The 12,990-nt window shown below is 63.9% G+C and carries 14 protein-coding genes; 10 read left to right on the forward strand and 4 right to left on the reverse strand.

Annotated elements, in window-relative coordinates:
- Nucleotides 1–132 precede the first annotated feature (132 nt).
- From MAB_RS01890 to MAB_RS01900, 3 genes are all read left to right on the forward strand, one after another.
- Nucleotides 133–1,146, forward strand: a complete 1,014-nt coding sequence (locus tag MAB_RS01890; RefSeq protein WP_005112979.1) for a DUF4185 domain-containing protein — start codon at nt 133–135, stop codon at nt 1,144–1,146.
- Between the two features lie 165 nt (nt 1,147–1,311).
- Nucleotides 1,312–2,526 (forward strand): ATP-binding protein, encoded by a 1,215-nt coding sequence (locus MAB_RS01895; protein ID WP_005083617.1) that lies wholly within the window; start codon nt 1,312–1,314, stop codon nt 2,524–2,526.
- A complete protein-coding gene (locus MAB_RS01900; protein WP_005112980.1) occupies nt 2,523–3,578 on the forward strand; it encodes a tetratricopeptide repeat protein in 1,056 nt (351 codons plus the stop codon). Before MAB_RS01895 ends, MAB_RS01900 begins: the two co-directional genes overlap by 4 nt.
- Here the strand turns inward: MAB_RS01900 and MAB_RS01905 are convergent.
- Nucleotides 3,575–4,408, reverse strand: coding sequence for an alpha/beta fold hydrolase (locus MAB_RS01905; RefSeq protein ID WP_005113846.1), 834 nt, complete (start codon nt 4,406–4,408; stop codon nt 3,575–3,577). The two genes, MAB_RS01900 and MAB_RS01905, sit on opposite strands and share 4 nt — an antisense overlap.
- A gap of 56 nt (nt 4,409–4,464) precedes the next feature.
- Between MAB_RS01905 and MAB_RS01910 the strand changes: the two genes are divergently transcribed.
- The 5 genes from MAB_RS01910 (at nt 4,465) to MAB_RS01930 (ending at nt 8,292) form a co-directional block, all read left to right on the forward strand.
- Entirely contained in the window at nt 4,465–4,815 is a 351-nt protein-coding gene (locus MAB_RS01910) for a DMT family protein (RefSeq protein ID WP_005112983.1), read from the forward strand.
- Between the two features lie 280 nt (nt 4,816–5,095).
- Nucleotides 5,096–6,559 carry a catalase gene (locus MAB_RS01915; protein WP_005083610.1) on the forward strand — a complete coding sequence of 488 codons (1,464 nt, stop codon included), beginning with the start codon at nt 5,096–5,098 and terminating at the stop codon, nt 6,557–6,559.
- 63 nt (nt 6,560–6,622) lie between these two features.
- Nucleotides 6,623–7,261, forward strand: coding sequence for a sensor domain-containing protein (locus MAB_RS01920; protein ID WP_005115203.1), 639 nt, complete (start codon nt 6,623–6,625; stop codon nt 7,259–7,261).
- A complete protein-coding gene (locus MAB_RS01925) occupies nt 7,261–7,911 on the forward strand; it encodes a sensor domain-containing protein (protein ID WP_005087019.1) in 651 nt (216 codons plus the stop codon). The genes MAB_RS01920 and MAB_RS01925 overlap by 1 nt, the downstream gene beginning before the upstream one ends.
- A 9-nt stretch (nt 7,912–7,920) precedes the next feature.
- The gene (locus MAB_RS01930; protein ID WP_005112986.1) at nt 7,921–8,292 is read left to right on the forward strand and encodes a DUF6199 family natural product biosynthesis protein; all 372 of its coding nucleotides are present in this window, start codon (nt 7,921–7,923) and stop codon (nt 8,290–8,292) included.
- On the opposite strand, the gene MAB_RS01935 is transcribed toward MAB_RS01930, so the two are convergent.
- Nucleotides 8,267–9,400, reverse strand: coding sequence for a nitronate monooxygenase (locus MAB_RS01935; RefSeq protein WP_005112987.1), 1,134 nt, complete (start codon nt 9,398–9,400; stop codon nt 8,267–8,269). The genes MAB_RS01930 and MAB_RS01935 overlap by 26 nt on opposite strands.
- A gap of 148 nt (nt 9,401–9,548) precedes the next feature.
- Between MAB_RS01935 and MAB_RS01940 the strand changes: the two genes are divergently transcribed.
- Nucleotides 9,549–10,874 carry an ammonium transporter gene (locus MAB_RS01940; RefSeq protein WP_005063182.1) on the forward strand — a complete coding sequence of 442 codons (1,326 nt, stop codon included), beginning with the start codon at nt 9,549–9,551 and terminating at the stop codon, nt 10,872–10,874.
- On the opposite strand, the gene MAB_RS01945 is transcribed toward MAB_RS01940, so the two are convergent.
- Entirely contained in the window at nt 10,858–11,472 is a 615-nt protein-coding gene (locus tag MAB_RS01945) for a methyltransferase family protein (protein WP_005083597.1), read from the reverse strand. The two genes, MAB_RS01940 and MAB_RS01945, sit on opposite strands and share 17 nt — an antisense overlap.
- Nucleotides 11,473–11,566: 94 nt before the next feature.
- A complete protein-coding gene (locus MAB_RS01950; RefSeq protein ID WP_005092069.1) occupies nt 11,567–12,136 on the reverse strand; it encodes a hypothetical protein in 570 nt (189 codons plus the stop codon).
- A gap of 154 nt (nt 12,137–12,290) precedes the next feature.
- Between MAB_RS01950 and MAB_RS01955 the strand changes: the two genes are divergently transcribed.
- A complete protein-coding gene (locus MAB_RS01955) occupies nt 12,291–12,947 on the forward strand; it encodes a sensor domain-containing protein (RefSeq protein WP_005083595.1) in 657 nt (218 codons plus the stop codon).
- Nucleotides 12,948–12,990 lie beyond the last annotated feature (43 nt).

Below are 12,990 nucleotides of genomic sequence, written 5' to 3' on the forward strand. Positions count from 1 at the left end.
CGGGAGACGCGCGTGCGGCTGGTCGCGGTGTTGGTAACCGCCGCAACGCTTGTCGTCGCCGAGCTGTTGGGTGACGCATCGGCATCGGCGGACCCGCTGCGCCCCGTTTCGCCACCGCTTGATCCCGGCGAGGTGGTGCGCATCGGGCCCGTCGCGGGCACCGGCACCGCGACCGCCGAGTACAACCTGGGTGCGACCGATTTATGCGAGTTCATGGTCTTCACCGGCGGCATGCTGCAGGTCTGTGGTGACAGCTTCGCCGGTCAGGGCGTGGGGTATGGCGGGTGGCACTCGCCCGTCGCGCTGCGTGTGGACACCGAGTCCGTGCCGGACGCCACCGGCGTCCGGCACTCCGGCGTCCTGGGCACCGACCGGCCGCTGCTGGCCGACGCGGCCCCGCCGGGATTCTCCCAGCTGCCTTCGGGTGTGATCGATATCAACGGAACCAACTGGTTGTTGGTCGCCGTCACCAAGAATCTGGTTCCGCAGTCGACACGCTTGGTCAAGCCTGACCCATTTCGGGCCGGATGGGCGACCGTACCCGGGTCGGTGCGTCCGGGTGACTATGAGGGCGGCCGGCAGACACAGATCAGCGGCTACTACGACCCGCTGTGGACCCAGGACTCGCCCAAGGGCTGGGTGTACATCGTCAGCGATGGATTCGACCGTAGTCATCCCGCGGTGCTGTATCGGGCCAAGCCGGACACCTTCACCGACCGTGCGACGTGGCAGGGCTGGGGCGTGGACGCGCAGGGTAAGGGAGCGTGGGGGCGTCCCCCGACGCCGCTGTGGGGCGATCACCTGGGTGAGATGAGCATGAAGCTGGTCGATGGACAGGCGGTGCTGTCGTACTTCAACCAGACCACCGGCAACGTCGAGGTGCGGGTCGCCGACAGCCCGACACGACTCGGCGCGGTACCGGTGACGACAGTGGTCAATGCCGGGGCCTGGCCCGCCGTCGCCGACGAACTACCGGAGTCTTGGGATAACACCCTGGCTCAGCCCTATGGCGGCTACATCGGTCCGGATTCCACTCTGGACCGTCTCAGCATCTACGTCAGCCAGTGGAACACCGACTCGCGTGACCATGCCCCCTATCGGGTGATCGAATTCGCAGTGAACCCGCTGCGTGCCGGTGTGGGCTAACTAATACTCACGTGAGATCGATGTTCTCGACGTCGGTACGACCGCCTGGTTACGATGGCATCCGCAGACGATAGCGCGTGCTTACGTCTTCCAACGCTGCCCGGTGCGGAACGCAGGAACGCGCGGTCATATCGTCACCGAGCGAACTAACGCAGGGGGAATTCCGTGGCCAACGACGCCGTGATCACCGAGATGCTGGCCGCGGTGGAGGCCAGTCCCGACGTTCTCGCGCTGCGATTGCGTGTCATCGAGCTGCTGATCTCAAGCCGCCGCTTTGCCGAGGCGCTGAATCACTGCACCGTGGCGTTGCAGCAGGCGCCGGGAGACGCCAGGGCGCTGGAATTGCTCGCCGCATGTTCGGCCGGCCTGAACTCTCCGGCTCCTGAGCCGGTAGCGGCCTCGGCGGGCTTTGACTGGTCGGCGGCCGAGGATCAAGTGGCCGATATCGTCCGGCCCGCCTTCGTCGAGGAAGAGCCCGAACCATTGGGGCCGAACGATGTGGGGGCGTTGGAGAAATCCGATGTGCGGCTCGCGGACGTCGGCGGTATGGCCGATGTCAAACGACAGTTGGACCTCTCATTGTTCGGGCCGCTCCGCAATCCCGAGTTGGTCAAGGCCTTTGGCGTCTCGGCCAGAGGCGGCCTGCTGCTGTATGGGCCGCCGGGATGCGGCAAGACCTTCCTGGCCCGTGCGGTGGCCGGTGAACTGGGCGCCAATTTCTATCCCGTCGGTATCGCGGATGTCATGCATCCGATCTTTGGCCAGAGCGAACAACGGATGCATGAGATCTTTGAGATCGCACGGCGCAATGCGCCGTGTGTGCTGTTCTTCGATGAACTGGACGCTCTGGGGCATCGCCGTTCGCAGCTGTCGGGAAGTTCGGGGCTGCGGCCGCTGGTGAATCAGCTTCTGGCAGAGCTAGACCCGGCGACTGAGAGTAACGAGGGGCTTTACGTCCTGGGTGCTACCAACCACCCATGGGATGTGGACGCCGCGCTGCGCAGGCCCGGACGGTTCGACCGGATGATCTTGGTGGCGTTGCCTGACGAGGAGGCGCGGATCGCCATCGTCAAGTACCACCTGCGAGATCGGCCGCTTGAAGGCATCAATCTGAAATCAATCGCCAAGCGCACCGAGGGGCGCTCGGGCGCCGACCTGGCCCATATCTGCAACACCGCTACTCAATTCGCGATGGCCGACTCGATCAGTACCGGGCAGGTGCGGCCGGTACGGATGGCAGATATCGACACGGCCATCGCACAGGTGGGTGCCAGTGCGGGCGGCTGGTTCGACACCGCGCGCAATGTTGTCGAATTCTCCAACTCGGACGGCACCTATGATGAGTTGGCAAAGTATCTGCGCCATAGGCGATCTCGGTGACTTCAGCTGACGATACCCCGTTGGCTCGTGCGCTGATGATCGAAGAGCTGATCGGGATACGCCAGTACGACACCGCACGGATTCAACTTGCCGAGGCGCTGACTACCTGGCCCGATGAGCCGGATCTGTTGTCGACCGGCGCATACCTGGATCTGCAGCTCGGGCACTACGCCGGGGCGATGTGGTACGCGGATAACGCGTTGCGTTTCGATCCCGGTAACGGCCAGGCCCAGCGGATCCGCATTTCGGTGCTGCTTCGCGGCTGGAACAAGATGCCGGCCATGGCGGCCGCGCAACACCTGGTGCGGACACACCCGAATCGGGCATCGAGCCACTACATGATGGCGGTGGTGCTGTACGCCCGACGGCACAAACGTGCGGCGCTGGCTGCTATCGACGAGGCGCTGCGCATCGATCCGGACGACTCGTCCTACCGGAACCTCCGAGGTCAGATTGTCGGGATGCGCAGTTGGAAAGGTAAGGCGCTCAAGGAGTTCCGAACGGCCCTGCGAATAGACCCGGGCAATGCCTCGGCGATGGAGAACGTTGGCAAGGCGCAGTCGCGCCGATGGCGGTTGTCGAGTGCGCTGCGTGCATACCTGGATCTGGGTGCCATGGACATCCGGCGGGCCGATGATGTCCGGGCCGGAGTTTCCGAGGTATTCAACCGCGTGGTCAGTGTGATGATGCCGGTGAATTTCCTGGCGTTGGTGATTCTCGGCGCGTCCGCGGGGGTTGCCACGCGGTATGGCAATCATCAGCTGCCCATACCCGCGCAAGTGATCGCGGCCCTGCTGGCGATCGGCGTGATCGCGCTGCCCGTGTGGATGGTGCTGACCGTCCCGCAGCGCTCGGCTAACGCGCTGTGGGCCAGCCTGCGGCGATCGAAACTGATCAGCCTGTGCGTGGTGCTGGGTATGGCGATCGCGCTTTCTCTGCTGGTCGTCGCGGTCATCGGGTCGCGGGCCGCTGCCGAGGCCGCCTTGCCGCTCATCGCATTGCCGGTACTGATCGTCTTCGCGCTGCGCCTGGTCGCGGATTTCGTGGGTTAGTCCTCGATCGGGTGCCGTTTGAGGAAGTCGTCGATCAGGGCATTGACCTCTTCGGGGCGCTCCAGCGCCGCGAGATGCCCCGTGTTCTCCATGATCACCAATTCGGCGCCGGGAATCGCCTCGGCCATGAGCTCGGTCTCGGCGACCGGAAAGGTTGGGTCCTCGCGTCCCGCGATCACCAGAATCGGTGTGGTGATGCGACCCAACAGCTCGCGTTGATCGGGTCGTGCCGGAACAACGCTGTTGACCGCCCAGTACACCGAATCGACCCTGAGATCGCGCAGTTCCGCGCGGATGGACTGCTCGACGTGCGGGCGCTCGCGCATGATGGTGGGCCCGACGAAGGCCTTGACGGCACGGGTGGTGAGCGGCTCACGGAATCGGCCGAGAATCCGGACAATCTCGGTGAGCAGCCGAAACTCGACCCGTTGGCGCATGCTTGCCCGCGACGCGGTGGCGTTCATCAGCACCGACGCTCCCGCTCTGTGTGGGTACATGGCCGTGAAGGTCCCCCCGATCATCCCGCCCCAAGAATTGCCGACGACGTGGGCGCGCTCGATACCGAGGGAGTCGAGGATCTGTGTGATGGCATGTGCGCAGTCCTCGAAGCGGAACATCCGGGTGAGCGACTGGCTGTCGCCGTGGCCGGGCGGGTCGACCAGGATCACGGTGTAGCGGTCGGCGAAGTATTCGGCCTGGGCGGCCCACATCGATCCCGTCATCAAGAGGCTGGGCCAAAAGAGGATGACGGGTCCTTCGCCTCCGATCCGCACATGCAGCCCACCGAGGCAGCTCTGGAGGTATCGGTCCTGCAATGCGGCGCTGCCCATGCGCAGCAGGCTAGCGGCTGTGGACGATTGACAGGGAAGATCTACAGAATGTGGACATGATCGCCGCCAGGTTGCTACCGCCAGTGCTGCTCATCTGTTCGAACATCTTCATGACGTTCGCCTGGTACGGACATCTCAAATTCAAGGACCACCCGCTATGGGTGGTGGTGCTCGTGAGCTGGCTCATCGCGTTCTTCGAGTACTGCCTGGCGGTGCCTGCGAATCGCCTTGGCAGCGAGGTATATTCCGGCGCCGAACTCAAGGCGATGCAAGAGGTCATCACCTTGACCGTGTTCCTGGGCTTCGCCGTCTGGTACCTGGGCGAGAAGCTCACCCTCAACCACTTCATCGGCTTCACGCTCATCGCGGCTGGGGCCTACTTCGTCATCAATGGGCCCCTTGGCTGAAACCTTTTCTTGACTCAGTCTAGAAAATGGGCATACTGGGGTGGTGACCGCAGTACGGCCCCCCGCCCCCGGCGCAGGCACGCGCCGGGCGGGACTGCGGGTCACGGCGCCGTCTATCGCGGTGCTTGATGTGCTTGGTGCGCAACAATATTCGACTGCGGAGCAGTCGCAGCCCAGGTGCGTACCGGGCTTATCTGGTGGTCGACGAGGTGGAAGTCGCCTTCGGGGACGTCTGTCCCCGGTGTCAGTCCAAGTAGTCCGCTAACGGAGAGGTTTTCTCATGTCCAACCGCACCACAACGAATACCGGAATCGCGGTCGAGAGTGACGACGAGTCGCTGACCGCGGGTACGCAGGGCCCGGTGTTGCTGCATGACCATTACCTGATCGAGAAGCTTGCCCAGTTCAACCGGGAGCGGGTTCCCGAGCGCATCGTGCACGCCAAGGGCGCCGGGGCATACGGGGAGCTCGTGATCACCGCCGACGTCTCGAAGTACACCAAGGCGAAGTTGTTCCAGCCCGGAGCAAAAACCGAATCTTTGGCTCGCTTTTCGACTGTCGCCGGGGAGCAGGGCAGCCCCGATAGCTGGCGCGATCCGCGCGGATTCGCGGTCAAGTTCTACACCGAAGACGGCAACTACGATCTCGTCGGCAACAACACTCCGGTGTTTTTCATCCGCGATGCCATTAAATTCCCGGACTTCATCCGTTCGCAGAAACGGCTGCCCGGTTCCGGGTTGCGTGACCACAACATGCAGTGGGATTTCTGGACGCTACGGCCCGAGACTGCGCATCAGGTCACCTGGCTGATGGGGGATCGCGGCATTCCGAAGACGTACCGGCACATGAACGGCTACGGCTCGCACACCTACCAGTGGATCAATGCCGAGGGCGAGCGCTTCTGGGTCAAATACCACTTCAAGACGGACCAGGGCCATGATTTCCTCACGCAGCAAGAAGCGGATGAGCTTGCGGGCTCGGACGCCGACGCGCATCGCCGCGATCTGTGGAATGCGATCGAGGACGGCAACTTCCCGAGCTGGACCCTGCACGTACAGGTCATGCCGGTGGACGAAGCGGCGGGATATCGGTTCAATCCCTTTGATCTGACCAAGGTTTGGTCAAAGAAGGACTACCCGCTGATCGAGGTCGGCAAGTGGACGCTCAACCGCAACCCGCGCAACTACTTCGTGGAAATTGAGCAGGCGGCGTTCGAGCCTTCGAATATCGTGCCCGGGATCGGTTTTTCGCCGGACAAGATGCTGCTGGGCCGGGTGTTCGCCTATGCGGACGCACACCGATACCGCATCGGCACCAACTATGCGCAGCTGCCGCCGAATGCGCCGCGCGCCGCAACGGTGAACTCCTATTCCAAGGAGGGGCCGATGCGCTACCACTTCAACGATCCGGAAGTTCCCGTCTACGCGCCCAATTCCTTTGGCGGCCCGCACGCCGATCCAGAAGCTGCCGGTGACGGCGGCGTGTGGGAGTTCGACGGTACGGCAGTGCGCGCCGGGTACATCCAGCATGCGGAGGACGGCGACTTCGTGCAGGCGGGAACGTTGGTGCGTGAGGTGCTCGACGACGAGCAGCGTGCGCGACTGGCGGGCAATATCGTCGGACACGTGTTGGACGGAGTCTCCGAGCCCGTGTTGTCCAGGGTCTTCGAGTACTGGAAGAACGTGGACCCCGAGCTGGGTAAGGCGGTTGAAGAGGGAGTTCGCGCAGGTCTGGACGCCAAGTAGTCGGAGTGCGGTGAGGTGCCGGTTCCTTCGTTGGGGGACCGGCGTCTTCCGTATGCTCGTTGCATGTCCTACGGCGTACGTGTGCTCCTCGCGGCAGTTTCGGCGGTCGCATTGGCTTTGGCGCCCGAGGCGCATGCGATAGGCCCAGAGGTCATCGGCAGTGTCCTGCAGGAGCCGGCGGCGCTCAGCAGAATAGTCGGGATTGAGCTACAAGCCTCCCGAACGCTCAAGGCGCCGTCCACGGCCGTTCGGGTGAGCGAGCCCAGCTGTGTGGACTTCGCCGATGTCGGGCTATCCCAGGTCTTCAACGGAAATGAGGGAACACTCGTCGCCTACCAGGGCACGTCGTCCCAGAAGTCTGCCTCGGACGCGCGGTATTCGGTGAAACAGGCTGTGGGGGTGTTCAACAGCTCGATGGCGGCGGTCGATCCAGTGGTGGCGTTGCTGTTCATGTCGGACTGTTACGGGCATCCGATCAAGGTCACCGATGATCAAGGTACAACGGACACTTGGACATTCACGCAGGGAAGCTCCGGTGACGGTGGAGCAGGCTGGTCGATGACCAATAGTGCCAACGACCGTACCTGCTATATCGAGATGCGGGCGCGACAAGAGGTCATGTTCCAGGTGAAGGTGTGCTCGCCCCGCGACGCAGAGCGCGCTGCGACGCGTATTGCCGATGCGATGGAGGCTGGTGTGTGATGAGGACTGCCCGGACTGTGCTGACCTCGGTGGCGGCAGCCGCCTTTGGTCTGACAGCGACCCCGGCGGCGGGCGCGGTTCCGTCGGACCCGGGCGTCGTCAACTATGCGGTCCTCGCACGCGGATCGGTAAGCAATGTCATCGGCGCACAACTTGGTTCGCATAGCGAGTTCACGCAGCCGTTCCAGGCGTTCTCGGTGGACGTTCCGGACTGCAACAACTGGTCCGATATCGGCCTCGACGAGGTGTACGCGGATCCGGACCTGGCATCGTTCCGTGGGGCGACAACACAAGATTCCGCCACAGACGCAACACATTTGGTAAAACAGGCGATCGGGGTGTTCGCCAATAGCGACGCCGCCGACCGGGCCTACCATCGGGTGGTGGACCGCACCCGGGGATGCTCCGGACAGACGGCCACCTTGATACTGGACGACGGCCGGCGTGAGGTGTGGACATTCACCGGCCCGGCTGCCGGCGCCACGGATGCGGCCTGGATGAAGGAGGAGGCCGGCGTCGACCGCCGCTGCTTCAACCAGACCCGGCGGCGCGAGAACGTGCTACTGCAGGCCAAGGTCTGTCAGCCGGGTAATGGCAGCCTCGCCGTCAATGTGCTGGCCAACACCATGCAGAACGGCCTGGGTCAGTAAGGGGTAGCTATGGGGGGATTGCTTCTTTTTCTGGGGTTGATCGTCGTCCCGTTTTTGTTGTGGTCGATTTTTGATCCGAAGAGCCAGTGGCAGGTGCTGTCTTCCTGGAAATACCGGAACCCCGAAGCCAACGAGCCCAGCGAGGCCGCCTACGCGATGATGCGGATCGGTGGCGCGGTGGGCCTGGTCGTGCTGGTGGTGGTCGGGTACAAGATGGTGCAGGCGGACCGCAAGTATCGAGAGCTGACGCCGCCGGCCAGCTCTGCGTCGATCACAAGCCCGCTGGATAGTCGAGCGTGCGGATCGTGTCGACATCCGGCCGGAAAACGACACGATCCGCACACTCGATCGGTCTCTACACCGACGCCGCTGCCTCGTTGAGCTCGTTGAGCGTGTTGGTGGCTTCCAAGTACTCCTGCACCCAGCGCTCGATGACGGCCGCCGACTTCTCGACCTTGGTGAACTGCCCCACGACCTGACCGATCGGGTTGAACGCGACATCGATCGTTTGATCGGGGAACTTGTGCGTGGCGGCCACCGCCATGCCGGACACCATGTACTGCAACGGCATTCCCAGCGGCTCGGGGTTGCCTTCAGTCTGCCAGGCCTCGGTCCAGTCGTTTTTGAGCATGCGACAGGGCTTGCCGGTGAACGAGCGGCTGCGCACGGTGTCGCGGCTGGTGGCCTTGACGTAGGTCTCCTGCTGCACGGCGGTGTTCTCGGCCTCTTCAACCATCAGCCACTGGGAGCCGCTCCAGGCCCCCTGCGCGCCCATGGCCAGCGCTGCGGCGATCTGATAGCCGCTGCCGATGCCCCCGGCAGCCAACACCGGCACGGGGGCGATCTCCTTGACCACCTGCGGCCACAGCACGATCGAGCCGACCTCCCCGCAGTGGCCGCCGCCCTCGCCGCCCTGGGCGATGACGATGTCCACGCCGGCGTCGGCATGCTTGCGGGCCTGCTTGGGCGAGCCGCACAGCGCCGCGACCTTACGGCCGGCGTCGTGGATGTGCTTGATCATGTCGGCCGGGGGCGTGCCCAGTGCGTTGGCGATCAGCGTCATCTTGGGGTGGCGGAGCGCGATCTCGACCTGGGGTGTCGCGGTGGCCTCCGTCCAGCCCAGCAGCTGCAAGGCGTTGTCGTTACCCTCCTCGACCGGCACGCCGTGGTCTGCCAGCAGCTTGCGGCCGAAGTCCAGGTGTTCCTGCGGAACCATCGACTGGAGCATCTTGGTGAGCTCCTCGGCAGACATGTTCGCGTCCATGCCCTCGTATTTATTGGGGATGACGATGTCGACGCCGTACGGGTGATCGCCGATGTGCTCATCGATCCAGTTCAGCTCGATCTCGAGCTGCTCCGGGGTGAATCCGACGGCGCCCAGGACGCCGAAGCCTCCGGCTTTACTTACCGCGACGACAACATCGCGGCAGTGGGTGAAGGCGAAAATCGGGAACTCGATGCCGAGTTCGTCGCAGATGGGGGTGTGCATGGCCACTCCTTGGGTGGGTGGTGGGAACGGGTCAGTGGGCGTCCTAAAACTGGAACGTGTTCTAGTTTAGATCAGGTCCTGCGCACGCGGGCGGCGGCTTCCCTACACTCACGCTGACCTAATCGCACGAGCCGGGAGTAGCCAGCGCATGTTTCCGCATATGGGAGTGCCGGACGCGGCCAATACGGCCTGGGTGTTGACGAGTGCCGCGCTGGTGCTCCTGATGACCCCGGCACTGGCCTTCTTCTACGGCGGCATGGTGCGCGCCAAGAGCGTGCTCAACATGATGATGATGTGCTTTTCGGCCGTCGCCGTGGTGTGGCTGCTCTGGGTGATCTTCGGATATTCGATGGCGTTCGGAACCGATATCGGCGGTGGACTGCTCGGTGATCCGTTCCAGTTCGCCGGGCTGCAACATTTGTTCGAGGGCGACTACAAGGCACCCTCGGTTCCGTTGTGGGGGCCGACGAATATCCCGGCGCTGGTGTTCGTCATGTTCCAGGCCGGGTTCGCGATGGTGACGGTAGCGCTCATCGCGGGCGCAGTGGCCGACCGTATGCGCTTCCTGCCGTGGATAGCCTTCACCGCGTTGTGGGCCACGCTGGTGTATTTCCCGGTCGCGCACTGGATATTCGCGGTCGAAGGCACCACTGCGGACAAGGGCGGATGGCTTGCCAACCTCGGTGTGCTCGATTTCGCCGGTGGCACCGCGGTGGAGATCAACTCGGGTGCTGCGGGCTTGGCGCTGGCCATTGTCCTGGGTAAGCGGCGCGGGTGGCCGCGTGAGGCGATGCGCCCGCATAACCTGCCCGCCGTCATGCTGGGAGCCGGGCTGTTGTGGTTCGGCTGGTTCGGCTTCAACGCCGGATCGGCGTTGGCGGCCGACGGCACCGCAGCGCTTGTCATTGCCAACACCCTTGGGGCGGGGGCGATATCGATGGCCAGCTGGCTGTTGGTGGAGAAGGTCCGGCATGGCAAGCCGACCTCGTTTGGCGCCGCATCGGGTGTGGTCGCGGGCCTGGTGGCCATCACTCCCTCGTGCGCGGCGGTCACCCCGATCGGTGCGCTGATTATCGGTGCCGTGACCGGTGCCGTCAGCTCACTTGCCATCGAGCTGAAATACCGTTTGGGATATGACGATTCGCTCGACGTAGTGGGCGTGCACCTGGTGGGTGGCGTGGTCGGCACGTTGATGATCGGCGTCGTCGGCAGCGCCGCGGCGCCTGCTGGTGTCAACGGGCTGCTGTACGGTGGCGGGCTGCATCAGTTCTGGTTGCAGCTTGTCGGCGTCGTCACGGTGCTTGTCTACTCGGTCGCGGTCACCGGACTCATCGGCCTGGGCTTACGTCATTCCCTGGGTATCCGGTCGCATCCGCAGCACGAGTCGGATGGGCTCGATGACGCCGAGCACGCGGAGTCGGCGTATGAGCTGGCCACCACGCGCGGCGGCGGTCTTATCAACCCTGGACGTTGAACCTGCCGATCCCGGGTATGAAACGTCCAACTCGCGCTCCGTATTCGCGATAGGTGGTGCCGTGCGCCGCTAATAGATAGGGCTCCTCGACGTCGCGTACCTGCAGCTCGATGGATGCCACCAAGAGTGCAAATCCGCTGAGGGCCAGCGGGTTAGGTGTCATCAGCGCGGACCCGGCAGCGAATGTCAACATCGCGGTGAAGATCGGGTTCCGCACCCAGCCGAAGACGCCGGTACTCACCAGTGCGGTGGTCTCTCGGGTATCGACGCCCACCCGCCAGGATTCGCCCATTGCTCGTTGCGCCCAGACCGTCGCGATGATTCCGCCCACCGCGAGCACGGTTCCGGCCGCCTGGGTTGGTCGGTTGTCAAGGGCGGCAAGGGCAGCGGCGACCCCGGACAATTGAGCCAAGGGTGCGAGCAGTGCCATCGCTATTGCCGCGCTGAATCCCACGCCTGCCAGCCATTCGCGTGAACCAGGGCGGCCGTGGAATCCGCGGAAGCCGGTGGATCCGGTCGTGCGCCACTGCCGGTAGCTCTTCCAGCCGAATCCTGCGGCGATGAAGACCACGTACAGGGCGAGTGCTGCCACAGCCATGGGGCATCCTCTCTATTAATGCATACATTCGCATAGAACAATATTCGAGGCGGGGTGTCAACACCGGTGCGGCATGGGTGCGGGGCTTACCCGACTAGCGGGACCACAGCCGCCACATGTGTGTGGCGGCGTCATATCTACGCGCCCGCTGTGCGGCCTCCACCGCGGCCATGCCCCCGGTCAGCTCGTAGAAGAACAGCAGCGCAACGAGAAATGCGACATGCCCATCGGGTGCTTCTTGCGGCGCGAAGTAGCCGACCGCACCTGCGTCCAGGAATGCTTCCGCGAGTTCGGGTCTCCCTGTTTCACATCCGATGGAAACCACGAAACTCCCGGGAAGCCGTAGGTGCCGGCGTACTTCGTCAGGACCCAGTAATCCATTGAACGGCTGATCGGAGGCGATCGGCTCGCCGAGCTCGGGGAGCAGGATCCGGCCTTCGTCGCCGTGGCAGCCAAGGACCACAAATGGGGCGACAGTTCGGTCGCTTCCTAGCGCAGTGACGATGTGGCGGGGTTGTCCGACCGGGTGGTAATGCACCCTGATCCCGAACTCCTCCAGCGCATCCCGTAGTGGCCGGGAAGACGAATCGTCGATGTTGACGAGGTCCACCTCGGTCCACGTCAGGGCGCCTGCGACAACGTCATCGATTCGGGACTGTGACACGGGTGGCAGCCTAAACGCCGATTTGTAAGCCGGCCACCGAGTTTTATCTGGGGGATTCCGCCGAAAGACAGTGCGATAGAGCACTTCTTGGCAATCCGTGTGTCCCCCGGAAGCCCTCATCTAGGCTCCTGCAGTTATGAGGACTGTTTTGGGGGTGGCGTCGTACCTTTGCGTGCTGGCGATGACAGTGGCGTCCGCGGGCACCGCCTCGGCGAATCCAGATGAGCTGCCTGTGCAGACAGAGGCGTTGTCCAGCCTGATGCTCGAGCCCGGGGACGTGGCACCCGTCATGGGGGCCGGCATGTACGTGGCCGGAGATTGGGCCGCGTTGGTATCGGATCGGACCGACAGGCCCGAATGCGGCAGCGTGGTACTCGCGTCGGGCGCGAGCTATGAATCGTCCAATTATCTGTCCGGGCGGTACCGGTCATTGATCGACAGCCCCAACTGGACGCGGCTGGTCGACCAGAGCATGGTGATTTTTCCCGAGTGGTCGGATGCCACGGACTTCGCGCTCGCCGAGGCCGATCGCTGGCGCGCTTGCGAGAACCAGCGAGTCACGTCGCTCTTGCCGCAACCCGACGGAAGCACGCGTCGCGAGTGGGTGCAGCTCCGCAAGATCGTCCAGGTCCAGGAGGTTCTGGTGGTCGGCTACACGTGGCCGACGGATTTCGGTGGAGTCATATATTGCCAGCACGCGCTGGCGCCGTTGCGAAATGTGGCTATCGACGTGCGGGCTTGCGCGGAACGGGACGGCAGCCGCGCCCTCGATCTCATCCTAGGGCTGCTGCCCCGCGTGGCCCGGGCATAGCCATACGGAAGGCGCTGTCACCAAACTGGTCTCGGGTAGCCTC

It is taken from the genome of Mycobacteroides abscessus ATCC 19977 (assembly GCF_000069185.1).
In the GTDB taxonomy this organism is placed as follows: domain Bacteria; phylum Actinomycetota; class Actinomycetes; order Mycobacteriales; family Mycobacteriaceae; genus Mycobacterium; species Mycobacterium abscessus.

Coding starts and splice junctions, on each gene's coding strand:
- MAB_RS01925 (WP_005087019.1), top strand. CDS start 7,261: ATGAGGACTGCCCGGACTGTGCTGACCTCGGTGGCGGCAGCCGCCTTT.
- MAB_RS01910 (WP_005112983.1), top strand. CDS start 4,465: ATGATCGCCGCCAGGTTGCTACCGCCAGTGCTGCTCATCTGTTCGAAC.
- MAB_RS01905 (WP_005113846.1), bottom strand. CDS start 4,408: ATGGGCAGCGCCGCATTGCAGGACCGATACCTCCAGAGCTGCCTCGGT.
- MAB_RS01940 (WP_005063182.1), top strand. CDS start 9,549: ATGTTTCCGCATATGGGAGTGCCGGACGCGGCCAATACGGCCTGGGTG.
- MAB_RS01930 (WP_005112986.1), top strand. CDS start 7,921: ATGGGGGGATTGCTTCTTTTTCTGGGGTTGATCGTCGTCCCGTTTTTG.
- MAB_RS01945 (WP_005083597.1), bottom strand. CDS start 11,472: ATGGCTGTGGCAGCACTCGCCCTGTACGTGGTCTTCATCGCCGCAGGA.
- MAB_RS01935 (WP_005112987.1), bottom strand. CDS start 9,400: ATGCACACCCCCATCTGCGACGAACTCGGCATCGAGTTCCCGATTTTC.
- MAB_RS01915 (WP_005083610.1), top strand. CDS start 5,096: ATGTCCAACCGCACCACAACGAATACCGGAATCGCGGTCGAGAGTGAC.
- MAB_RS01920 (WP_005115203.1), top strand. CDS start 6,623: ATGTCCTACGGCGTACGTGTGCTCCTCGCGGCAGTTTCGGCGGTCGCA.